Here is a 23109-nt window from a genome sequence, read left to right as displayed (position 1 = left end):
CGCCTGTGAATCACCCCGTTTGCGGCCGGTGTCGTCAGGTACGCGCGCGTGGCGGGCGTTTTCTCGTTTTCTGGACACCCGGGGTTCACTGACCGACAATCACCAACGTGACGTCGTCCTTCGAGTCCAACACGTACCCCGCGCGGCTGTCCGACGTGGAGCGCGACAAGGCGCTGAAGGTGCTCCGTGACGGCGTCGCCATGGGAAGGCTCTCGCACGACACGTTCATCCGCCGGATGGAACTGGCCCTCGCCGCCCGCCGCTCCGACGAACTCGTCGCGCTCACCGCGGACCTGCCCCAGGAGAGCCGCTTCGCGCGCGCCGTCTTCGGCACCGTCGAGGCGGTCTCCGGCTTCACCGTGCGGCTGCGCCGGGCCTGGCAGGCCGAGCGCCTGCCCAAGCTGCTGCTGCCGCATCCGGCGGGCGGCCACTCCCTGCGCATCGGACGCGATCCGGCCAACGGCCTGCGCCTCACGCACGAGACCGTGTCCCGGGTGCACGCCGAACTGAGCCGCCAGGGCGGCATGTGGGTGCTGCGCGACCTGGGCTCGACCAACGGCACGACGGTGAACGGACGGCGGGTCATCGGCGCCGCCGTGGTGCGCGAGGGCGACCAGGTCGGCTTCGGGCGGATGTCCTTCCGGCTCGCCGCCGACTGAACGGCGACTGAGTCACACCTTAGCTTTGGCCTGAACATGACAGGCTGTTGACCTGGTGCGATGGCTCAAATCCCTTTCTCAACCGCGGTGTTGACGTACCACCCAAGTCGTGACTGACTGTGCGTACGCCATGTACGTCAGGTGAACCGACGGCACCGCATTGTGGAGGTGTGCCCTGCCGCCCCTCCTGCGCTACCCGACCGTCGACGAACTCGGCGCGCGGGCGGCAGCACTCGTCGCACGGCGTCCCGGGGACGCCCGTCTGCGCCGCGTGGGGACCTCCCGCGGCGGAACTCCCCTGTGGCTGCTTTCCGTCGGTCACGGCAGCCGTCAGGCCCTCGTCGTCGCCGGCCCGCACGCCAACGAACCCGTCGGCGGCGCCACCGTGCTGCGCCTGGCCGAACGCGCCCTGGCCGACCCGCGGTTCACCGAGGGCGCCGACGCCACCTGGAACCTGCTGCTCTCCCTCGACCCCGACGGGCTGCGCCGCAACGAGGGCTGGCTGCACGGCCCGTACACCCTCGGCCGGTACTTCCGGAACTTCTTCCGCCCCGGCTTCCTGGAACAGCCCGAGTGGCTGCCCGACGGCGCCGACCGCGCCGTACTCCCGGAGACCCGCACCCTGCTGGAGCTCCAGGAGGAGCTGCGGCCCTTCCTGCAGTGCTCCCTGCACGGCGTCGACGTCGGCGGCGGCTTCGTCGAGCTCACCCACGACCTGCCCGGCCTCGCCCAGCGCGTCGCCCACACCGCGGCCCGCCTCGGCATACCCCGCGAACTCGGCCCGTACGACACCCTCTACTGGCCCAGCCTCGGGCCCGCCGTCTACCGCATCCCGCCGCCCCGCCTCGGCGACCTGGCCGCGGCCATCACCGAGGCCGCCGTCGAGTCGACCTGGTACCACCCGCACCGGTACGGCACGGTGACCGCGGTCGTGGAGGCGCCGATGTGGGGCGTGGCCGCCGTGGCGGACGGCTCACCGCCCGCCGACGCGGCCGCCGTGCTGCGCACCGTCAGCCACACGCTGCGCCGCGACGCGCGCCTCCTGGAGGTGCTGCTGGCGCGGATCCGCCCGCATGTCGCGGGCGTTCCGGACGCGGAACGCCTGCTCGCCCCGGTGGACGACTATTTACTGGTCTGCCCAGGGCTCGCCGACGCATGGGACCCCGACGTCGCCGACGGGGCGCGCCCGCTGCCGCCGATGAGCACCGCCCACCTCGCCGCCCTGCGCATCGCCGGACGGCGCCTCGCCCTGCGCACGGCCGGACTGCTGCACCAGCTCGTCACGGCCGCCGGACGCGACCCGGCCGGCGTGCTGCCGGACCTCGACCGGCTCGTCGAGCTGTGGTGCGCCGACTACCGCGACGGCTGCGGGGCGCGCTGGATCCCGGTCGCGCGCCAGGTGGAGTACCAGTCACGGGTGGTGCTGGCCGCGTTCGAACTCGCCGCCCGGCACGCGCCCGCGTGCTCTCGTTCGGGTGAGTCGGGGTGGGGTTCGCAGGCCGCCGTGCCGATGCATCTGGAATGACGATCAGCACCACGGCGAAAGCGGTACGGGGCGGCCTGCTCGCCGCCGCCGTCCTCCTGGCAGGCGCCGCACCGGCGCAGGCGACGGCCCGGGACCACTTCCCCGGCAACTGGCTCTACCTCACCGTCACCAAGGGCGACGCCCGCTCCAGCGACACCCGCGGCACCCTGCTGCTGTGCGACCCGCCCCAGGGCCACGCGCACGCGGCCGAGGCGTGTGCCGAGCTGGCGGCGGTGGACGGCGACATCGACGCACTCCCGCCGAGGAGCGGCTTCTGCCCGATGATCTACGCCCCGGTGACCGTCCACGCGCGCGGGGAGTGGAGCGGCCGGAAGGTCGACTACGGCCAGACGTACCCCAACGCCTGCGTGCTGGCCGCACGTACCGGATCGGTGTTCGCGCTCGACGGCTGACCCACACGAGAGGACGGCGGCGGCTCAGGCCGCCCGGTCGCGCGCGTGCCGTGCCGCCAGGACGACGGTACGGGACTGATGTTCGACCTGGTGCTCCAGTGGCACCCAGCGGGCCCGGAAGCGCTCCGCGAAGGCGTTGCTCCAGGCCGCCACGAGCCGCTCCAGGCGCGGCGCCGCGCGGTCGTCGGTCTCCTGCAGGACCCGCAGCAGCATCGCCGCCGCCCGCAGCGGCAGCCGCCGCCCGAACGCGTCCACGCTGCCGACGTACGCCATCGTGTTGTCGGCCGGCGGCGTGTGCATCCAGTCCGCCGCGAGCCCCGGAACCAGGTCCAGCGCCCACTGCGCGGCCCGCAGCAGCGGCCCCTCGACGCCCTCGAGGCGCGGCTGGGCGTCGCGCAGCACCCGCTCGACCTCGAGCCCGTCCCGCAGCAGCCGGCGCGCCAGCCGCCGGATCGCCGCGGCGGGCGCGGGGTGCGGGGCCGGGTCGTCGACCAGGTCGCTCGCCCACATCGGCACCTCCACCACCGCGGTCAGGCCGCCGTAGAGGTGGGTGCGGTACCAGGTGCTCTGCCGGGCGTCGTCCGGCATGCTCGGATAGGCGGCGCCCGCGCCGGGCGAGGGCATCACATGGACGCCGGGCCCGGACGCCGACCAGCCCGCCGCGTCCGAGGCGCCCGTCTCCACCGGGATGTGCAGCTCCGCCGCGGACTTGGCGAACGGCTCGGCCAAACCCGGTATGTCCTTGGTCAACTGCACCCAGCTGCCGCCCAGATCGGTCCCGTGCAGGGTCACCTGGAGATAGGGGCGCAGCTCGTCGATGACCCTGGTCAGCGCCAGTGTCTCGGGCGGCAGCCGGTCGGGCGGCAGCACCGACGGCGACCACTCGGGCTGTTCCTCGGCGGCGGGCCGGAAGAAGCCCAGGTGGTAGTCGAGCAGTGAGCGCGGCGCCGGAGTGACGTGCAGGCTGGCCCCGTCGGGGTCCGCGCACAGCAGGAAGTGCCAGGAGGTGTCGCCGCGCAACTCCCTTTCGTGCAGCACCCGTTCGGCCAGCGCGAGGAGAGTGGAACCGCCCGTGGGCTCGTTGGCGTGGGCGCCGGCCACGACCAGGACGGCGCGCCCGGCACGGCCCACGGACAGCAGGTGCAGGGGCCTGCCGGCCCGGGAGACGCCCACTTGCCGCAGGGTGCACAGGGCGGGCCTTTGGGCGGCCAACGCCCTTGCCGATGCGACGAGTTGGCTCACGGTGGGGTAGCGCAGCTGCGGCAGGAGACTCACCCCCGTCACGTCCGCCCGGCGGCTTCGCAATCCGCAGTACCCCACGGTCTCCGGTGGCTGTCAAGGTCACCCTGGGGGAGCCTCCAGGGGGCGCCCAGATGCATTTACCGCCAGCCGGAACGGCCATTGCGGCCAGCGGGGGGCGCGGGCTCCGCGGGGGCGGGGGCGCGGGCCCGGCTCACTGCTGGTGCAGCCCGCGTCCGGCGAGCGTCAGGAAGGCCTCGCCGACGGCCTCCGAGAGCGTGGGGTGCGGGTGGACGTGCCGGGCCACGTCCGAGGCGTGGGCGTCCCAGCCGACGATCAGCTGGCTCTCGGCGATCATCTCGGACACGTGCGGGCCCACCAGATGCACGCCGAGCACCTGCCCGCCACCCGCCTCCGCGACGACCTTCACCATCCCGCCCTGCCCGTGCACCATCCCCTTCGCCACGGCGGTCAACGGCATGGTGTCGACGTCCACCTCGTGCCCACGCGCGCGTGCCTCCGCCTCGCTCAGCCCCACGGACGCGGTCTGCGGCGACGAGTACGTGACGCGCGGCACGGCCGCGTAGTCCACCGGCACGGACGGCACGCCCGCCAGGGTCTCCGCGACCAGCAGTCCTTCCGCGAACGACGCGTGCGCGAGGCCGAGCGACGGCGGCGGCAGCAGGTCACCGACGACATGGATTCCGGGCACCGCCGTCTCCAGCCGCGACCAGTCCGCCGGTACGACGAAGCCGCGCGCGTCCGTCGCCAGGCCCGCGGCGGCCAGGCCGAGGCCGTCGGTGACCGGGGCCCGCCCGACCGCCACCAGGAGCCGCTCCGCCTCGACCGTGCGGGTCTCGCCGCGAGCGGTGCGCACGCGCGCGCGTACGCCGTCGTCGAACAGCTCGGTGTCCAGCAGCCGGGCGCCCGCCTGCACGTCGACCCCGCGCTTCTTGAGCCCGCGCGTCAGGTGCCGGCTCACATCGGCGTCCTCCAGCGGCACGATCCGCTCGGCCGCCTCCACAAGCGTGACCTCCGCGCCCATGGACCGGTGGAACGAGGCGTACTCCACGCCGATCGCACCTCCGCCGAGCACCAGCACGGACGCCGGGAGCGCGTCCGCGAAAAGTGCGTCGTCGCTCGTCACCACGCGCCGGCCGTCCGGTTCGAGCCCGGGGAGCGTGCGCGGCCGTGAGCCGGTGGCGAGGACGATCCCACGGCGCGCGGTGAGGTTGTGCGCGCGGGGCGTGCGCTCATCCCGCGCGCCCTCGACATGCACCGTGCGCTGTCCCGTCAGCCGGGCGCTGCCCCGCACCACCCGCACGCCGGCGTGGGCGAGATGGGCCTCCACGCCCCGGTGGTTGCGGGCCACGATGTCGTCGCGGGTGGCGACCAGGGCGGGCCAGTCGACGGCGTCCAGGCTCGCCTTCACGCCCCAGCGCTCGCGTGCCTCGGCGATGCCGTCGACGAGTTCGGCGGCGTGCAGCATCGCCTTGCTCGGGATACAGCCGCGGTGCAGACAGGTCCCGCCGATCTTGTCGCGTTCGACGAGCACGACGTCGAGTCCGAGCGCGGCGGCGCGCAGGGCGGTGCTGTAGCCGCCGGTGCCGCCCCCGACGACGATGACGTCCGCGCTGCTCAAGTCCTTTGTGTCGGCCATGTCTCCACCCTCCGCCCACCCTTGCCATGAGTCCAAGGCAATGTTCTTGTGGAACCGATGCAGGATGTTCATGGGTCGGGGTGTCGAGGAGCGGGGGCGGCGGCGATGAGTCTGCGGCAGATGGAGTACTTCCTGGCGGTCGTCGACGAGGCGTCCTTCACACGCGCGGCGGAGGCCCTGCACGTCACCCAGCCCGCCCTCTCGCACCAGATCAAGGCCCTGGAGCGCTCGGTGGGCGGCGCACTCCTGGAGCGCATGCCGCGCGGTGTGCGCCTGACACCGATGGGCCGCGCCTTCCGCCCGCACGCCGAACGCGCGGTCCGCAGCGCCGCCCAGGCCCGCCGCGCGGCCCGCGCCGCCGCCGGTGCCGAGGGCGGCGAACTGCATGTGGCCGCCGTGCACTCCGTCGCGGTCGGTGTCCTCCCCGACGTCTTCGCCCGCTGGCGCGCGGCCCACCCCCAGGTGCTGCTGCACCTGCACGAGTACGCGACGACCCAGGCCCTGGAGGAGGAGGTCGAGCGCGGCACGGCGGACCTCGCCGTCGGCCCCGCCCCCGCCGAATGGCCCGGCACCGTCGTCCCCGTCGGCGAGGAGGAGGCGGTCCTGGTGGTGCCCTTCGACGACCGTTTCGCGGGCCGTACGACGGTGACCCTGCCCGAGCTCGCGGACCGCGCCTGGATCCGCTGCGCCATGGAACCCGTCGTCCACGGCGAGCGCTTCCTCGACCGGGCCTGCGGACGCGCCGGCTTCCGGCCCCGCACCGCCGTGTGGACCGAGCACACCTCGACGGCCGTACGCATGGCCGCCGCCGGAGTCGGCGTGTGCGTCGCGCCTTCGCACATCGTGCGCGGAGCGGTCGGCGAGGACTGCGCCGTCCTGTCCCACGAGCCGTCCTGGACGCGCGAGATGACCGTCTTCGCGCGCGTGCCGCCGACCGGCGCCGCGGAGGCCTTCGTGGAGCTCCTGCGGGAGGTGTGGCCGAAGCCGGGCACGCCCGCGACAGCCGTCGGTGACAGCCGTGCGTGACGGAAGCCCTGGCCTCCCTCAGCCTGCGTCGACCCGCTCCAGCAGCGCCACCGGCAGCCGCTCGAAAAGCTCCTCCACGCGTGCGTGCCCCGTGAACTCCCGCTCCGGGGAGAGCACGTCGGCCCACCGCCCCGGCGGCAGAGGCAACCGCGTGTCCCGCCAGCCGCCCGCCTCCGCCAGCCGCAGCGACAGCCGCGTCACCGCCGTGACGACCTCACCGGAACGCGCGAACGCCACGCAGTGCGCCGCGGCAGGGCCCTCGGCGGCCAGGGGCGCGTACGTCGCCGCGTCCCCGAAGACGCCGGGCCGCCGCGCGCGCAGCCGCAGCGCCGCCGCCGTCAGGGCGCCCTTGTCACCGGGGTCCTCGGGCGGGAACGGCACCGGGCGCCGGTTGTCCGGGTCGACCAGGGCCAGGTACTCGGCCTCCGTGCCCTGGTAGACGTCCGGCACGCCCGGCATCGTCAGATGGACCAGGGCCGTACCGAGCACATTGGCCCGGATGTGCGGCTCCAGCGCCCTGCGCAGGGCGACGACCTGCTCGCCCTGCGCCCCGCACGGCCCCGCCGCCACGAACGCGGCGACGGCCTCCTCGTAGGCGGGCTCCTGCTCGGTCCAGCTGGTGAACAGCCCCGCCTCGCGGACGTGCTTCAGCAAGGCGCCCTGGACGCGTTCCGCGTCCGCCGCGCCGAGCCCGAACACCGTCTGCCAGGCCGCCCACGCGAGCTGTGGGTCCGGCACGCCGTCGCCGTCACGCGTCACGTCGGCCAGGAGGTCCGCCCAGCGGCCCGGGCACTCGGTGAGCACGGCCAGGGCCGCCCGTACGTCGGCACTGCGCTTGGTGTCGTGCGTCGACACGACGGTCCCGCTCGCCGGCCAGTCGCGCTGCACGCGCGCGCAGTAGGCGTGGAAGTCCTCCGGGGAGACGGCCGGGCTTCCCGGGTCGCCGCCCACCTCGGTCGCCGACAGCATCGGCACATAGCGGTAGAACGCCGTGTCCTCGACGGACTTGGCGCGCAGCGCGGACGAGGTCTGCGCGAACCTCGTCCGGAACTCCCGGTGCTCGGGCCCGTCGCCGGCCCGCCCCAGCACCAGGTTCCGCACCACGTCGACCGCACCGGCCTCCTCCGGGACGACGAACGCGAGCCGGGCCTCGGCCGCGGCCTCCTCGGTCACCACGGCCGAGGCGTCACCGGAGGCGTAGGGCCGGTAGACCTCCATACGGACGAGCAGCTCCTGAAGCGCCGTGCGCAGCGCCCAGGGGGCGCGGTCGCGCAGCGCGGGGTCGGGCGCCGTCGTGCACAGCCTGCTCGCCACCCGGGTCAGCCGGTCCACCTCGGCCGCCAGCTCGTGCGTGAGCACCTTGTACGCCGCCCGCCGTACCGTCGCCGCCCAGTCGCCGCCCCGGTCCGTCTGCGGGGCCGCGAACCGCCGGTACCGGCCGAGGAGTTCCCCGAACCCCGCCGGGTCGGTGAAGAGCCCGTCCACGTGCCGCAGGGCGTCGTAACCGGTGGTCCCCGCGACCGGCCAGGACGCGGGCAGGGGCTCGCCGTCCGCCAGGATCTTCTCCACGACCGTCCAGCGGCCGCCGGTCGCCTCGTGCAGCCGCCGCAGATAGCCGTCGGGGTCGGCGAGCCCGTCGGGATGGTCGACGCGCAGTCCGTCGACCACGCCCTCGTGCAGCAGCCGAAGGATCTTCGCGTGGGTGGCCTCGAACACCTCGGGGTCCTCGACCCGCACCCCGATGAGCTCCGAAATGCTGAAGAAGCGCCGGTAGTTGAGCTCGGTGCGGGCCAGCCGCCACCACACCGGGCGGTACCACTGCGCGTCCAGGAGCTGCGGCAGCGGCAGTTCCTCGGTGCCCTCGCGCAGCGGGAAGGCGTGGTCGAAGTAGCGCAGTGTGCCGTCGTCGACCCGAAGGTCCCCGAGGACCGAGCCGAGCGGCCCGCCGAGCACCGGCAGCAGCACCTGGCCGCCCTGCGCCTCCCAGTCGATGTCGAACCAGCGCGCGTACGGCGATTTCGGGCCCTCCCGCAGCACCTCCCACAGGGCGTGGTTGTGGCGCGGGGACATCGCCATGTGGTTCGGCACGATGTCGACCACGAGGCCGAGACCGTGCTCGCGTGCGGTGCCCGCCAGCGCGCGCAGCCCCTCCTCGCCGCCCAGCTCCTCGCGTACGCGCGCGTGGTCCACGACGTCGTAGCCGTGCGTCGAACCCGGCACGGACTCCAGTACGGGGGACAGGTGCAGGTGCGAGACGCCGAGCGAGGCCAGGTACGGCACGGCGGCCGCGGCGGCGGCGAACGGGAACTCGGGCTGCAGCTGCAGCCGGTACGTGGCCGTGGGCACCACGGGCTCGAATCGCTCAGGTGTCATGCAGACCTACGTACCCGTCCTGCCGTCCTTCGTGTCATCGTCCCCCGCACGGGTGCACGCGCAAGTGCACCCGCGCGGGGAGCAGGCAGGCCCGCCTAGACGGGGCGCTGCAGCACCGTCAGGCTGCGGTCCACCAGGGTCAGCCGGTCGCCCGCCGCCACCTTCGGGCCCGTGTCCGGGGGGACCCCCTCCGCGCGGGAGGTGTCGACGACCACCTGCCACTGGCGGCCGTGGTTGACCGGGACCACGAATTCCAGGGTCTTCGGGGACGCGTTGAACATCAGCAGGAACGAGTCGTCGGTGATCCGCTCGCCACGGGAGCCCGGCTCGGAGATCGCGTTGCCGTTGAGGAAGACGGTCAGCGCGGAGGCCGGCGCCGAGTCCCAGTCCCGCTGGGTCATCTCGCGGCCCTCCGGGGTGAACCACGCGATGTCCGACAGCTCGTCGTGCGTGCCCTCCACGGGCCGTCCGTGGAAGAAGCGCCGGCGGCGGAAGACCGGGTGGTCCTTGCGCAGCCACACCATCGCGCGCGTGAAGGCCGGCAGCCCGCCCTCGTCCTCCTCCTCGGTGGCCGGCCACTTCACCCAGGCGAGCTCGTTGTCCTGGCAGTACGCGTTGTTGTTGCCGCGCTGGGTGCGCGCGAACTCGTCGCCGTGGCTGATCATCGGCACGCCCTGGGAGAGCATCAGCGTGGCGACGAAGTTGCGCATCTGGCGGGCCCGCAGCTCCAGCACGGCCGGGTCGTCGGTCTCGCCCTCCGCCCCGCAGTTCCAGGACCGGTTGTGGCTCTCGCCGTCCCGGTTGTCCTCGCCGTTGGCCTGGTTGTGCTTGTCGTTGTAGGAGACCAGGTCGTGCAGGGTGAAGCCGTCGTGACAGGTCACGAAGTTGATCGAGGCGAGCGGGCGGCGGCCGTCGTCCTGGTAGAGGTCCGAGGAGCCGGTCAGCCGGGACGCGAACTCCGCGAGCGCGCGCTGCTCGCCGCGCCACATGTCCCGCACGGTGTCCCGGTACTTGCCGTTCCACTCGGTCCACAGCGGCGGGAAGTTGCCCACCTGGTAGCCGCCCTCGCCGACGTCCCAGGGCTCGGCGATCAGCTTCACCTGGGAGACCACCGGGTCCTGCTGCACCAGGTCGAAGAACGACGACAGCCGGTCCACCTCGTGGAACTGGCGGGCCAGGGTCGCCGCGAGGTCGAAGCGGAAGCCGTCCACGTGCATCTCGGTGACCCAGTAGCGCAGCGAGTCCATGATCAGCTGCAGGACGTGCGGGGAGCGCATCAGCAGGGAGTTGCCGGTGCCCGTGGTGTCCATGTAGTAGCGCGGGTCCTCGGTGAGGCGGTAGTACTGCGCGTTGTCGATGCCCTTGAACGACAGCGTCGGGCCCAGGTGGTTGCCCTCGGCCGTGTGGTTGTAGACGACGTCCAGGATGACCTCGATGCCGGCCTCGTGCAGCGCCCGCACCGCCGACTTGAACTCCAGCACCTGCTGGCCGCGGTCGCCCCAGGAGGCGTACGCGTTGTGCGGGGCGAAGAAGCCGATCGTGTTGTAGCCCCAGTAGTTGTTCAGGCCCATGTCGACCAGCCGGTGGTCGTTGACGAACTGGTGGACCGGCATCAGCTCCAGCGTCGTCACGCCCAGCTCGACCAGGTGCTCGATGATCGTGGGATGCGCGAGCGCCGCATAGGTGCCACGCAGCTCCTCCGGCAGCCCCGGGTGCTGCATCGTGAGGCCCTTCACATGGGCCTCGTAGATCACCGTCTCGTGGTAGCCGCGCCGCGGCCGCCGGTCGTCGCCCCAGTCGAAGTACGGGTTGACCACGACCGACGTCATGGTGTGCGGCGCCGAGTCCAGGTCGTTGCGCTTGTCGGGCGCGTCGAAGTGGTAGCCGTACACCTCCTCGCCCCAGCGGATCGAACCGCTGATCGCACGCGCGTACGGGTCGAGCAGCAGCTTCGCCGAGTTGCAGCGCTGACCGCGACCGGGGTCGTACGGGCCGTGCACCCGGAAGCCGTAGCGCTGTCCCGGCATGATTCCGGGCACGTACGCGTGCCGTACGAACGCGTCGCTCTCGCGCAGTTCCACCGCCGTCTCCGAGCCGTCGTCGTGCAGCAGACACAGCTCTACTCGGTCCGCGGCCTCCGTGAAGACCGCGAAATTGGTGCCGGCGCCGTCGTACGTGGCACCGAGCGGATACGCCTCGCCAGGCCAGACCTGCATGGACACGACTCTTTCAGCTGGAGCACGCCCTCGGGGGCGCCTTCGCCCCGAGTCTCCCCGAAAGTGATGGAACCACCTATGACTTACGTCCCTCTTACCGAGCGACCAGTGCATACGCGGTATGCCGAAACCAGTGGGGCAAACACGTACTCCCGTGACCAGAGGGGGAGTAGGGGGAAGATGTGCGCAAGATAGTGCACCGCCATCTGGGCAAGGTGGTGGCCGGTGCGGCCATCGCGGTGGCCGGGACCGCCGTGATGGTCGGGATCACCCTGCCGGGGACGGCGGGGGCCGACGAAACGGGCGGCGGCAAGGCGGGTACGCAGGCCGCGCGGCAGGACGGGGCCGTACCGGCGGGCGTCGTCGAGCAGGCGCCCGCGGAGGGCGACAAAGGCAAGGGCGGTGACCCGCTCACCGACGACGAGATGAACCGGGCCGCGCAGCTCGCAGCCAACCGGCAGCTGCTCAACTCCGCCGAGAACGTGGACGGCAAGCGCGGCCCGCAGCGCCTGTCCGTCGATCTCGCCGACCCGGAGAACGACGAGACGGACGACCCGAACCCGCCGCGGCGGGCCGACGTGACGTTCTACGACTACAAGAACGACACCTTCGTCACCAAGACCGTCAACCTCGACACCGGCAAGGTCGAGGACACCGGCGTCCAGCACGGCGTGCAGCCGCCGCTCAGCCGGGCCGAGAACGCCGAGGCCGCCGCGCTGCTCATCGCGGACCCGCTCGGCGCCGGCCTGAAGGCCGACTACAAGGACGCCACCGGCAAGGAACTCACCTCGCCGGACCAGCTGCTGTTCAACGGCGCGGTGTACCGGGCCACTCCCGGCTCCCAGCCGGCCGTCCTCGACAAGTGCGGCGAGCACCGCTGCGTGCGGCTGTTCCCGAAGGTGAAGAACGGCCCCTGGATCGACGCCCGGTCGATCGTGATCGACCTGAGCGCCCGCAAGGTCGCACAGCTCAAGCGCGGCTGAGCCGTTCGCCCGTTCACTTTTCCAACCTGCTCCTCCGGTAAGGGAGTCACCTTTTCATGCCCACCACCAGAACGAGTCGTGCACGCACGCGTGCGGCCGTCGGCCTCTCGGTGGCCGCGCTGGCCGCCGGCGCGACCACCGGGGCCGGACCGGCCGCCGCCCAGCCGAAGACCGCCACCGCCGCCGCGGCCGAGTGCAGCGCCAACTACAAGATCGAGCAGAAGCTCTCCAGCGGCACGACCTGGCGGATGTGCTGGCGCTACGACAGCAAGGCCGGACTCGTCCTCGACGACGTCTCCTACCAGCCCAAGGGCGAGGCCGCGCCGATCAAGGTCCTCAACAGCGCCCGGCTGGCCCAGATCGACGTCCCCTACGACGACGGCAGCGTCGAGTACGACGACCTGACGGGGTTCGGATTCGCCCAGGGCCTGGTCAACCTGGCGCCGGGCGAGTGTCCCGGCGGCACCATCAAGTCCGTCAAGGTGCCGGACTCCTGGGACCCGGACCATCCGAACGTCAACGGCCTGTGCACCACCACGCGCTCGCGCGGGCACGCGTACCGCATGCAGGGCGACACGGCGAACAAGGTCTACCAGGCGCAGGGCAAGGATCTGCTCGTCTACACGGTCAACCAGGTCGGCTGGTACGAGTACATGACCGAGTGGCGCTTCCAGGACGACGGCACGATCAACATGAACGTCGGCGCCACCGGCAGCCTCTCCTGGGACGACTACGACGCCGGGGACGGCCGCGGCTGGCCCATCGGCAAGAACGCCAGCGCCTACGCCACCAGCCACAGCCACAACGTCTTCTGGCGCCTGGACTTCGGCCTGGACGGCTCCTCCAAGGGGAAGGTCGAGCAGTACGACTCGGCCGTCACCGCGCCCGCCCAGGGCCAGCAGGCGCCGACCAACAAGACCACCCGCACCAAGGTCACCAAGGAACTCGCGGGCGACGCCAAGACGTACCGCTGGTGGCGGATGGTCAGCGCGACCGGCAAGAACAAGGACGGGCACGCGCGCTCGTACGAGATAGTCCCCGGCGCGACCACGAGGTACCCGGGCCGCAGCTTCACCAAGCACGACGTGTACTTCACCGAGTACAACAAGTGCGAGCAGTTCGCCAGCAACAACCCGGGCAACTGCCCCGCCGGGGCGGGCAAGTCCGTCGACAAGTGGGTGAACGGGCAGACCCTCACCCACCCGATCGTCTGGATGAACGTGGGCTTCCACCACATCGCCCGGGACGAGGACCAGCAGCCCATGCCAGTCCACTGGCAGGGCTTCTCCATCGCCCCCAGGGACGTCACGGCTATGAATCCGCTCACTCCGGACGAGCTCTCCTGGCAGAACGGCCACTGGCGACCGCGTAGTTGAGAAACGACCCTGTCCATCCGGCTGCACCGCCGACCGCTCCCGGAGTACCCTTCCTTGATCGTTGGCACGGGGAGAGCTCGGGGGAGCGGAAGGCGGTGCTCGGGTGGGGTCGGGAGGGCTGGAGTTGCCCCCTGGTGACGAGGGTCACGAGGGGAACTCCGCAGACGTCCCGCCCGGCACGGTGTCCCTGGCCAGGCCCATGGAGACGAGTTCCATCGGGCCGGAGCTGGACTGGGACGCCGACGCCTGGCGCGAAGTGCGTACGCGCGCACAGCGAGCGGGACGGGCCTACATCTGGCTGAACCTCGTGGAACAGCGGATGCGCGCGGTCGTGGCCGCTGTTCTGCGCCCCATCTACGAACCCGTCCACGGGGACGAGTGGGTGATAGCGGCCGCCGGACCGGCCGGCCAGGAGTGGGTGCAGCGGGCGGTCGCGGTACGCGAAGTCAGCCGCCGCAAGGGCTACTTGCTCGACCCGGCCGACGACAACGTCCTCAGCTTCCTCACCCTGCCTCAGCTGCGCGAGCTGATGGTGCAGCACTGGCCGTGCTTCGAGCCGTACGTCGACGACCGCCGCGACGTCGAACTCGCCCTGGACGAGCTGGAGGTGACCCGCAACGTCGTCTCCCGCAACCGGGCACTGTCCGAGGCAGTCCTGGGCCAGGCCGAGCGGGCCGCGGCCAAGCTCCTGGAGGTGCTCGGGGCGGGCGGGGACGTGCCCTCCGCGCGCCGGCTGCCCGTGGACGCGGTGGAGGACCTGGTCGGCGACCGGTACGCGGACGTGGTCGCCGTACACCCCGACCGGGTGCGGCTGCTGCGCCAGTTCCCCGCCGAGGACATCTTCGCCGGCGCCCGCCGTCTGGACGCCGTCGGCATCGGCCTCAACCTCCTTGTGCAGAACTTCTCCGGCCGCCGCCTGGTGCGCCTGGCCGAGGCCGGCTGCCGGGTGCGGCTGCTGTTCCTCAACCCGGCCTCCAGCGCGGTCAAGCGGCGCGAGCGCGAACTGGGCATGAAACGCGGCGAGTTGAGCCGCGCGGTCGAGATGAACATCCTGCACATGCGCCGGGTGCGGGCCCGGCTGCGCGACCCGGGCGCCTTCCAGATCCAGGTCTACGACGAGACACCGCGCTTCACCGCCTACCTCGTGGACGGCGACGGCGCGGACGGCATCGCCGTCGTGCAGTCCTATCTGCGCAGGTCCCGCGGCATGGAGGCACCGGTCCTCGTGCTGCGCAACGGAAGCCGGGTGGTCAAGTCGGACGACATGGACAAGGGAGTCGACAGCGGGCTCTTCCCGACATACCGCGAGGAGTTCGAGACGTCCTGGGCGGATTCGCGTCCCGTGTCCTGAACTGTCCGGGGCCGTAAGCGGAATGCGGTCCTCTGATTGTCAGTGGCACATGGGAAGGTGGAGACCACTGGGGGAAAGCACCACCAAGAAGGGGGGCCGCCCATGGGCTGGCACCGGGAGCTGCTGATCGGCTTCGACCTGGAGACGACCGGTACCGATCCGCGCGAGGCGCGCATCGTCACGGGGGCCGTGATCGAGTTCAGGGCCGGACAGCCGATGGGGCGCCGGGAATGGCTGGCGGATCCGGGCGTGGAGATCCCGGCGGACGCGGTGGCGGTGCACGGGATCAGCAACGAACGCGCGGCCGCGGAGGGCCGCCCGGCGGACCAGGTGGCCGACGCCATCGCGGACGTCCTCGTGTCGTACTGGAAGACGGGCGTGCCGGTCGTCGCCTACAACGCGGCCTTCGACCTGAGCCTGCTCGCCGCCGAACTGCGCCGGTACGGCCTGCCGTCGCTGCGCGACCGGCTGGGCGGCCTCGACCCCGCCCCGGTCGTCGACCCGTACACCATCGACCGCTGGGTGGACCGCTACCGCCGTGGCAAGCGGAACCTCGAAGCGGTCTGCACGGAGTACGGCGTCCCACTGGAGTCCGCCCACGACGCGACGGCCGACGCCCTCGCCGCGGCCGGCCTGGCCTGCGCGATAGCCGAGCGCCACCCCAAGATCGCGGCCCTCGGCCCGGCCGAGCTGCACCACAAGCAGATCGAGTGGTACGCGGAATGGGCGGCGGACTTCCAGAACTTCCTGCGCCGCAAGGGCGACGCGACGGCGGTGGTGGACGGCACCTGGCCCTTGCGGGAGCTGACGGACGAGCCGGTCTGAGCACGGCGTCCGGCCGGCGGTCGCACAGGGGCAACGGCACTCGCGACGCGTTCGAGCTCGGGGTCGAAGCCGAAGGGGAGCACGGTGCCGGGCACCGCACGGGCCAGGCGCTCGGCCGCCTCGGACACGGGGTGGCCCCGCAGCGCGCGGATGGCCTCGGTGGCGTCCTCGGGGGCGTGGTCGATCAGCTCGTGGTCGACGGAGGAGGAGTCGAGCAGGGAGATCAGACACTCGTAGGTGTCGTGCTCGGGCATCGGATGTCCTCTCCGGGTGCCTGGACGTCGCTGTGGGGTCCATGTGCTCGAACGGCGGTCTCGTGCGGGGCGGCGGTGCGATGGGCGCGCTCCACGGACTGGCCCCAGTAGGTGCCGGCCACCGTCAGCGCCGCGCCCAGCGCGGTGAGCGCGGTGAGGTGCTCGCCGCCGAACGCGACGCCCACGGCGAGGGCCCATACCGGCTCCGTGCCCAGCAGCAGGCTCGCCCGGCTGGCGGAGGTGCGCTGCACCGCCCACGTCTGCGCCAGGAAGGCGAACACGCTGCAGAACAGGGCGAGATAGAGCAGCTGCGTCCAGGTCGCCGTACCGGCGCGGGCGAGCGTCGGCAGGCCGCCCACGGCAACCGGCAGGAAGAGGGCCGTGCCGACGAGCGTCTGCACGGTCGTCAGGTGCAGCGGACGGATCGCGCGTCCTGCGGTGAGGCGTCCCACGAGCGCGACATGGACCGCCCGCACCACCGCGGCACCGAGCATCAGGAGGTCGCCGAGGCGCGGGGCGTGGAATCCGTTGCCGGACATCAGCAGGCCGACGCCCAGGACGCACAGGGCGGCCGCGGTGAAGAAGAGCGGCGGCGGTCCGCCGTGCGAGCGGTCGAGGAGCGGGGTGAGCACGATGGTGAGGCTGATGATCAGCCCCGCGTTGGCGGCACTGGTGTGGGCGACGCCGTAGGTCTCCACGACCAGGACCGCGGCCTGCGTCACCCCCAGGGGAAGCCCGGCCCGCAGCTCGTCCCGGGTCCAGCGTCGCGCCCCGCGGCGGCCGGCGATCAGGCCGAGGCAGGCGAGCGCGGACAGGGCGTAGCGGGCGAACAGCACCAGCAGGACGGGGAGCGCGGAAGTCGCCGTCTGGGCGGACAGATAGCTCGAACCCCAGACGACGGCGACGAGGAGGAGTACCGCATCGGTACGGCGAACGTCGGTCACCCGCCCACGGTGCACCGGAGCCGTCCTTGAAGCCCAGTACCACTTTCTTAAGCAATCATGTAGCGGCCCTACATCGACTCCTACACTCGGGGCATGGACGAACGGCAGCTGCGGATCCTGCGGGAGCTCGGTGAGCTGGGCAGCGTCACGGCGGTCGCCGAGGCGCTCCTGGTCACCCCCTCGGCGATCTCCCAGCAGCTGAGGCTGCTGCAGCGGTCGATCCCGGTGCCGCTCACCGAGCGCCGGGGGCGGCGGCTGGTGCTCACGGACGCCGGGCAGGCGCTGGCGGGCGCGGCGATCGAGGTGGAGACGGCACTGGCACGGGCCCGGCACACCGTAGGGGAGTTCCTGGACCGACCGGAAGGGGAGGTCTCGGTGGCGGCCTTCCACAGCGCGGCCGCCACGTTCTTCCCCCTCCTCCTGCGCGCGCTCGGCGGCCCGGGCGCCCCGGTCCCGAGGCTCGCCGACGAGGACGTGGCCCAGGAGGACTTCCCCCGCCTCACCCGCGAGTACGACCTGGTCCTCGCCCACCGCCTCGACCACACCCCGCCCTGGCCGGACACGGTGACCGCGACCACGCTCCTGCGCGAACCCCTGGACGTGGCGATGCCCGCCGATCACCCCCTGGCCGCCAGACGCCGGGTGACCCCACGCGACGTCGCCGACCAGCCCTGGATCACCGTGCACGACGGCTTCCCGGTCCTGGCGACGATCGAGGCGATCGCGGCGGCGGCCGGACGGCGCCTCCATCTCGCCCACCGCATCAACGAGTTCGCGGTGGTCGCCGAGGCGGTGGCGGCGGGCGGCGGCCTCGCCCTGATGCCCCGCTGGACAGTACGCCCGCACCCGGACCTGGTCCTGCGGCCCCTGAGCGGAGTGCGCGCCAGACGCCACATCGACGCCCTGTACCGCCCGGAGCGGACCGCCAGGTCAGCGGTCCGCACGGTCCTCGCGGAACTCCGCCGGGCGGCACAGTCGGTTCAGAACGGCGAGACCGGCAGTACGTAGACCCTCAGGTAGTAGGTGGGCCCTCAGGCAGTACGTAGGCCCTCAGAAGGAGTTCCAGCGCACGGTCTCGTCCCCGGCCCGCAGGGACGCCACCCGCCGCTCGAACTCGGCCAGCGCCCTGGGGTTCGACGGCGCGTGCTGCGCCACCCACGCGCAGCTGGCCGTCTCCCGGGCGCCCCGCAGCACGGAACACCCCTCCCACTCCCGGACGTCCCAGCCGTACGCCTCGACGAATCCGTCATAGGCCGCCGCGGGCAGCCCGTACCGGTCCCGGGACAGAGCCATCACCACCAGGTCGTGCTCGCGCAGGTCCGCCGAGAAGGTCTCCAGGTCGACCAGGACGGGTCCGTCCGGACCGACGTGCACATTGCGGGGCAGCGCGTCGCCGTGGATGGGGCCCGGCGGAAGGTGCGGTGTCAGGGCGGCCGCGGCCGCCGCGAAGCCGTCCCGCCGCTCCCGCAGATACTCCGCGTCCGCGGCGTCGATCGCGTCACCGGCCAGGCGCAGCCATCGCTCCACGCCGCCCAGCAGCTCACGCGGCGGCAGGCCGAAAGACGGCGTCGGGAGGGCGTGGACGACCCGCAGCAGTTCGGCCAAATCCCGTGGCTCAGCGGGGCGTACGGGATCGGGCATCCGGTGCCACACGGTCACCGGATGTCCCTCGACCAGCAGCGGCTTCGGCTCCGCCGCCCGCACCGCGGGCACGCCCTCCTCGGCCAGCCAGAGCGCGATGTCCAGTTCGCGGCGCGCCCGGTCCAGGAGTTCGGCGTCGCGGCCCACCTTGACGACCAGGCCACCCGCGGCGAACACCGCGTTCTCGCCCAGGGCGAGGAGCCGCGCGTCCCGGGCCGGACCGGGCAGCACCCCCGCCGCGGCCAGTACGTCCCGCGCCCGTGCCTCGTCCATCGCCTGCCTCCCAGATCCGCGTCCGCCCACCGGCGGACGGCGTCGAGATTCCGCCATCCCGCGCCAAGTCTCGCATTCGCACAGGTCGGACCGTGTGCGCGGTGCCTTGACGGGGCGGATCACCTTCACGACCATGACGGAGGCCGACCGGACCCCACGTCACGAACCACCCCGTCACGAGCGTGCGAAGGAGCCGATCACGTGACCCTGGCGAGCGCGACGAGGCGGCCGGCGCGGAGCGCGCCGCGCGCCGCCGGGGAGGGGCCGCTCGCCGACCGCGGGGCCTGGTTCCTGGTGCTGCCCGCGCTGATCCCCATCCTCGTGCTCAGCGTCGGCCCCCTCCTGTACGGGATCCTGCTGGCCTTCACCGACTCCCAGTCGGGCCGCACCCAGGCCACCCGGTGGATCGGCGGGCTCAACTTCCAGGACCTGCTGCACGACACGCTGTTCTGGGAGTCGTTCCGGATCGGCCTGGTCTGGGCGGTCGGCGTGACCGTGCCGCAGTTCCTCCTCGCGCTCGGCCTCGCCCTGCTGCTCGACGAGGACCTGAAGCTGCGCTGGCTGGCCCGCGCCCTGGCGATCGTCCCGTGGGCGATGCCCGAGGTCGTCGTCGGCATCATGTGGCGGCTCGTCTACAACCCGGACGCCGGCGTCCTCAACGAGACCCTGCGCGACCTCGGCCTCGGCGACGGCCGGGACTGGCTCAGCGGACTGGGCAGCGCGCTGCCCGCGGTGATCGTCGTCGGCGTCTGGGCCGGCCTGCCGCAGACCACGGTCGCCCTGCTCGCCGGACTCCAGAACACCCCGCGCGAACTGCACGAGGCCGCCGCCGTCGACGGAGCCGGTGCCTGGCGCCGCTTCCGCACGGTCACCTGGCCGGCGCTCAGACCGGTCGCCCTGGCCATCACCGCGCTCAACCTCATCTGGAACTTCAACTCCTTCGCTCTCGTCTACGTGCTCACGGGCGGGGGGCCCGGCGGACGCACCCGCCTGCCGATGCTGTTCGCCTACGAAGAGGCCTTCCGCTACGGGCAGTTCGGGTACGCGGCGGCCATGGGCTGCGTGATGGTCGCCGTGATCTCCGTGCTGCTCGCGCTCTTCCTGGCGGGCCGCCTGCGGGGAGGCGACGACACATGAGGACCAGGACCGGCACCCGTATCGGCCAGTACGCGGCCCTGCTCGCGTATCTCGTCTTCCTCGCCTTCCCGCTCCTGTGGCTGCTGTCCACCGCGTTCAAGTCCCCGCGCGAGCTGGGCAGTCTGCATCCCACCTGGATCCCCCGGCACCCGACCCTCGACAACTTCCGGCAGGCCTTCGACGAACAGCCCCTGCTGCACGCGGCGCTCAACTCCCTGCTGGCCGCGGCCGGCGCCGCCGTCATCGCCGTACTGATCGCGACCCCGCTCGCCTACGTCATCGCCCGCCGACGCACCCCGCTCACGCGGGCCGCCACCGGCTGGGTGGTGGTCAGCCAGGCCTTCCCGCTGGTCCTGGTGATCATCCCGCTGTTCCTGGTGCTGAAGAACCTCCGGCTGATCGACTCGCTGTTCGGGCTGACGCTGGTCTACGTGGTGTGGGCGCTGCCCTTCGCGCTGTGGATGCTCGTCGGATACGTCAGAGCGGTGCCGGCCGAGGTCGAGGAGGCGGCGGCGGTCGACGGGGCCGGGCGGCTGCGCACGCTGGTGTCGGTGGTGGCACCGCTGCTCGCGCCGGGGATCACGGCGACGGGACTGTTTGCGTTCGTCACCGCGTGGAACGAGTTCTTCTTCGCGCTGGTCCTGCTCAAGACCGCCGAGAAACAGACCCTCCCGGTCGTGCTCACCCACTTCATCGGCGCGGAGGGCGTCGCGGACCTGGGCCCGCTGGCCGCGGCCGCCTTCCTCGCGACCCTGCCCTCCCTCGTCGTCTTCGCGGTCATCCAGCGGCGGATCACCGGCGGCATGCTCACCGGGGCGGTGAAGAACTGATGCGCGCCAGAACGCTCTTCCTGCTCACCCTGGCCCTTGCCCTGCTGGCAGGCTGCACGAGCGGCGAGAGCGGCACCGCGAACGGCCGGATCGTCCTCCGCTTCCAGTCCCTGGCCTGGCAGGAGGAGTCGGTGGCGGCCAACAAGGAACTGGTGAAGGAGTGGAACGCCGGTCATCCCGGCGTCAAGGTCGAGTACGTGCAGGGCAGTTGGGACAGCGTCCACGATCAGCTGCTCACCTCCTTCGAGGGTGGCGAGGCACCCGACATCATCCATGACGCCTCCGACGACCTCGCGGACTTCGCGTACGGCGGCTATCTCGCCGACCTGACCGACCTGCTGCCCGCGCGGCTCAAGTCCGGTATCCCGCAGCGGAGCTGGGAGACGACCACCTTCGGCGACGGCATCTACGGCGTGCCCTTCCTCCAGGAGCCGCGGGTGATCGTCGCCAACGCGAAGTGGCTGAAGAAGGCGGGCGTACGCATCCCGACGCTCGAACACCCCTGGAGCTGGCCGGAGTTCAGAGCCGTCACGCGTCAGCTCAGCGGCAACGGCAGGTACGGCGTCGCCTGGCCGCTCAAGGAGCCCGTCTCCGCGACCCTCAACCTCTCCCTGTCGACCGGCGGCACGCTGTTCCACCGGGGCGCCGACGGCAAGGTGACGGTCCGCTTCGAGGCGGCCGACCAGGTCGTGCCGCGCACCGTCCACGACCAGGCGAACATCGATCACAGCGCCTCGCCCACCACCCTGGGCAGCGGCGGCTCGGACACGCTGCCCGGTTTCTTCGGCGGGAAGTACGCGATGGTGCCGCTCGGCTTCTCCTACCGCCAGCAGATCGTCCAGCAGGCACCCAAGGGCTTCCAGTGGCAGGTGCTGCCCGCGCCCGCCGGCGCCGACGGCCTCACCCAGGGCGTCAGCCCGCAGACCCTGTCCATCGACGAGGACAGCCCGCACAAGAAGGAGGCCGCCGAGTTCGTCGACTTCCTGCTGCGGCCGAAGAACATGGTGCGGCTGGCCCTGGGGGACTGGATGCTGCCGACCGGCACCGAGGCCCTCAAGGACCCCGCCCTGCACACGGCAAAGGACGGCTGGGCGACCGGCACCGCCCTCGCGACCCACCTCAGCTCGGCACCGGCACAGTCCGTGCGCGGCTACCCCGAGTGGAAGGACAAGGTGGCGACCCCGGCCTTTCAGGAGTACTACAGCGGCGCGATCGGCCTCGCCGAACTGCGCGGACGCCTGGAGAAGGACGGCAACCTGGTGCTGGCCCGCTACCAGCGCTGAGCCGGGCGCCGGAAAATCCGTTGCCCGGCGCGATCCCGCCCGCCTAGCGTGCCGTCCGTGGCAGCTTGCAACGCGATCACCGACACCGGTCTTGGCCGGGGCACCGCGCACTCCAACCGGATGCGCCGCGGCCCCGGAGCCCTGACCGGCACGGAGGCCGACGCCCGCTGATCAACCGGCGGTCCGCCGCACGCCGCGTCCTCTTCTTCGACGACGCTTCCCTTCCTGTCTTCCGGTCAGGGCCCGCGCTGCCCTCTCCCTCTCCACGGAAGACAAGGACGCAGGCCATGGCCCGCCCCACGCACACCACCCGCGCGCTCTCGCAGAACTTCCTCGCCGACCGCGCCACCGCCGCCCACCTCGCCCGAATCGCCGTCCCGAACGGCAGCCAAGTCCCCCTCCTGCTCGAAGTGGGCGCAGGAAAAGGCGCGTTGACCGAACAACTCGCCCCGCGCTGCCGGGAGCTGCGCGCGTACGAGATCGACCCACGGCTCGTCCCCGGACTGCGCACCCGGTTCGCCGACACCTCCCAAGTGCACGTCGTCGACGGGGACTTCCTCGCGGTGCGCCCACCGCACACGCCCTTCGCCGTCGCCGGGAACGTGCCGTTCTCCCGTACCGCCGCCATCGTCGACTGGTGCCTGCGCGCACCCGCCCTCACCGACGCCACCCTGCTCACCCAGCTCGAATACGCGCGCAAACGCACCGGGGACTACGGAAGTTGGACCCTGGTCACGGTCCGCAGCTGGCCCCGGTACGAGTGGCGGCTGGCCGGCCGGGTGGCCCGGACCCGGTTCACACCGGTACCCCGCGTGGACGCCGGGATCGTCCGGATCGAGCGGCGCCGCACCCCACTGCTCGCACCCGGCGCGTACGAGGGCTGGCGGCACCTCGTGGAACTCGGCTTCTCCGGCGTCGGCGGCAGCCTGCACGCCTCACTCCGCCAGGCCCACCCGAGGCGCCGGGTGGACGCCGCGTTCCGGGCGGCGGGCCTGGAGCCGCGGGTGCTCGTGGGCGAGGTGCCGCCGGGGCGCTGGCTGCGGCTGTACGAGGCGCTGAGTTCGTGACCGGCGGGGCGCCCCCATCGCCGTACCCGCCAAT

Annotated in this window: 19 protein-coding genes; 13 read left to right on the top strand and 6 right to left on the bottom strand. The window is 72.4% G+C overall.

The genetic code is table 11. The annotated features are described in order from the left end of the window. Window positions 1-107 precede the first annotated feature (107 nt). The 3 genes from MQP27_RS10790 to MQP27_RS10780 all read left to right on the top strand — a co-directional run bounded on the left by MQP27_RS10790 (window position 108) and on the right by MQP27_RS10780 (window position 2597). Entirely contained in the window at window positions 108-659 is a 552-nt protein-coding gene (locus tag MQP27_RS10790) for an FHA domain-containing protein (RefSeq protein WP_242764322.1), read from the top strand. A gap of 160 nt (window positions 660-819) precedes the next feature. Then, a complete protein-coding gene (locus MQP27_RS10785) occupies window positions 820-2184 on the top strand; it encodes a M14 family zinc carboxypeptidase (RefSeq protein WP_242764320.1) in 1365 nt (454 codons plus the stop codon). Further along, window positions 2181-2597 (top strand): SSI family serine proteinase inhibitor, encoded by a 417-nt coding sequence (locus MQP27_RS10780; protein ID WP_242764318.1) that lies wholly within the window; start codon window positions 2181-2183, stop codon window positions 2595-2597. Before MQP27_RS10785 ends, MQP27_RS10780 begins: the two co-directional genes overlap by 4 nt. Before the next feature lie 24 nt (window positions 2598-2621). Here MQP27_RS10780 and MQP27_RS10775 read toward each other — a convergent pair whose 3' ends face one another. Further along, window positions 2622-3872 (bottom strand): M14 family zinc carboxypeptidase, encoded by a 1251-nt coding sequence (locus tag MQP27_RS10775; protein ID WP_242764316.1) that lies wholly within the window; start codon window positions 3870-3872, stop codon window positions 2622-2624. Between the two features lie 178 nt (window positions 3873-4050). Further along, window positions 4051-5496, bottom strand: coding sequence for a dihydrolipoyl dehydrogenase (lpdA, locus tag MQP27_RS10770; RefSeq protein ID WP_242764314.1), 1446 nt, complete (start codon window positions 5494-5496; stop codon window positions 4051-4053). Between the two features lie 105 nt (window positions 5497-5601). Here lpdA and MQP27_RS10765 point away from each other — a divergent pair, with 105 nt between their 5' ends. Continuing rightward, window positions 5602-6522: a LysR family transcriptional regulator gene (locus MQP27_RS10765; RefSeq protein ID WP_242764312.1), complete on the top strand. Its 921-nt coding sequence runs from the start codon at window positions 5602-5604 to the stop codon at window positions 6520-6522. Window positions 6523-6540: 18 nt separating this feature from the next. Here MQP27_RS10765 and treY read toward each other — a convergent pair whose 3' ends face one another. Both treY and glgX read right to left on the bottom strand, forming a co-directional pair. Further along, window positions 6541-8895, bottom strand: a complete 2355-nt coding sequence (gene treY / locus MQP27_RS10760; RefSeq protein ID WP_242764310.1) for a malto-oligosyltrehalose synthase — start codon at window positions 8893-8895, stop codon at window positions 6541-6543. Between the two features lie 95 nt (window positions 8896-8990). Continuing rightward, on the bottom strand, window positions 8991-11111 hold the full coding sequence (gene glgX / locus MQP27_RS10755) for a glycogen debranching protein GlgX (protein WP_242764308.1): 2121 nt from the start codon (window positions 11109-11111) through the stop codon (window positions 8991-8993). A gap of 182 nt (window positions 11112-11293) precedes the next feature. On the opposite strand from glgX, the gene MQP27_RS10750 reads away from it, so the two are divergent. From MQP27_RS10750 to MQP27_RS10735, 4 genes are all read left to right on the top strand, one after another. Continuing rightward, window positions 11294-12094 (top strand): Tat pathway signal sequence domain protein, encoded by an 801-nt coding sequence (locus MQP27_RS10750; protein ID WP_242764305.1) that lies wholly within the window; start codon window positions 11294-11296, stop codon window positions 12092-12094. Between the two features lie 56 nt (window positions 12095-12150). Then, window positions 12151-13470: a copper amine oxidase gene (locus tag MQP27_RS10745; protein ID WP_242764303.1), complete on the top strand. Its 1320-nt coding sequence runs from the start codon at window positions 12151-12153 to the stop codon at window positions 13468-13470. Window positions 13471-13573: 103 nt separating this feature from the next. Beyond that, window positions 13574-14821 carry a DUF5919 domain-containing protein gene (locus MQP27_RS10740; RefSeq protein ID WP_242764301.1) on the top strand — a complete coding sequence of 416 codons (1248 nt, stop codon included), beginning with the start codon at window positions 13574-13576 and terminating at the stop codon, window positions 14819-14821. 102 nt (window positions 14822-14923) lie between these two features. Further along, window positions 14924-15646: a 3'-5' exonuclease gene (locus tag MQP27_RS10735; RefSeq protein WP_242764300.1), complete on the top strand. Its 723-nt coding sequence runs from the start codon at window positions 14924-14926 to the stop codon at window positions 15644-15646. Between the two features lie 223 nt (window positions 15647-15869). Here MQP27_RS10735 and MQP27_RS10730 read toward each other — a convergent pair whose 3' ends face one another. Then, complete coding sequence (locus MQP27_RS10730) at window positions 15870-16844, bottom strand: DMT family transporter (protein WP_242764298.1); 975 nt, start codon at window positions 16842-16844, stop codon at window positions 15870-15872. Between the two features lie 93 nt (window positions 16845-16937). Between MQP27_RS10730 and MQP27_RS10725 the strand changes: the two genes are divergently transcribed. Further along, on the top strand, window positions 16938-17852 hold the full coding sequence (locus MQP27_RS10725; protein ID WP_242764296.1) for a LysR family transcriptional regulator: 915 nt from the start codon (window positions 16938-16940) through the stop codon (window positions 17850-17852). A 42-nt stretch (window positions 17853-17894) separates the two neighbouring features. Here MQP27_RS10725 and MQP27_RS10720 read toward each other — a convergent pair whose 3' ends face one another. Continuing rightward, window positions 17895-18758 (bottom strand): phosphotransferase enzyme family protein, encoded by an 864-nt coding sequence (locus MQP27_RS10720; RefSeq protein ID WP_242764294.1) that lies wholly within the window; start codon window positions 18756-18758, stop codon window positions 17895-17897. Between the two features lie 201 nt (window positions 18759-18959). On the opposite strand from MQP27_RS10720, the gene MQP27_RS10715 reads away from it, so the two are divergent. The 4 genes from MQP27_RS10715 (at window position 18960) to erm (ending at window position 23075) form a co-directional block, all read left to right on the top strand. Continuing rightward, the gene (locus tag MQP27_RS10715; RefSeq protein WP_242764292.1) at window positions 18960-19895 is read left to right on the top strand and encodes a carbohydrate ABC transporter permease; all 936 of its coding nucleotides are present in this window, start codon (window positions 18960-18962) and stop codon (window positions 19893-19895) included. Next, window positions 19892-20725, top strand: coding sequence for a carbohydrate ABC transporter permease (locus tag MQP27_RS10710; protein ID WP_242764290.1), 834 nt, complete (start codon window positions 19892-19894; stop codon window positions 20723-20725). Before MQP27_RS10715 ends, MQP27_RS10710 begins: the two co-directional genes overlap by 4 nt. Continuing rightward, a complete protein-coding gene (locus tag MQP27_RS10705) occupies window positions 20725-22008 on the top strand; it encodes an ABC transporter substrate-binding protein (protein ID WP_242764288.1) in 1284 nt (427 codons plus the stop codon). The genes MQP27_RS10710 and MQP27_RS10705 overlap by 1 nt, the downstream gene beginning before the upstream one ends. Before the next feature lie 287 nt (window positions 22009-22295). Continuing rightward, on the top strand, window positions 22296-23075 hold the full coding sequence (gene erm / locus MQP27_RS10700) for an ErmE/ErmH/ErmO/ErmR family 23S rRNA (adenine(2058)-N(6))-methyltransferase (protein WP_242764286.1): 780 nt from the start codon (window positions 22296-22298) through the stop codon (window positions 23073-23075). The last annotated feature ends 34 nt before the right edge of the window (window positions 23076-23109 follow it).

The sequence above is a fragment of the Streptomyces cylindrosporus genome (assembly GCF_022698165.1).
GTDB lineage: Bacteria > Actinomycetota > Actinomycetes > Streptomycetales > Streptomycetaceae > Streptomyces > Streptomyces cylindrosporus.
Note: the sequence above shows the minus strand (reverse complement) of the source record. Positions and strands in the feature narration are given on the sequence as shown.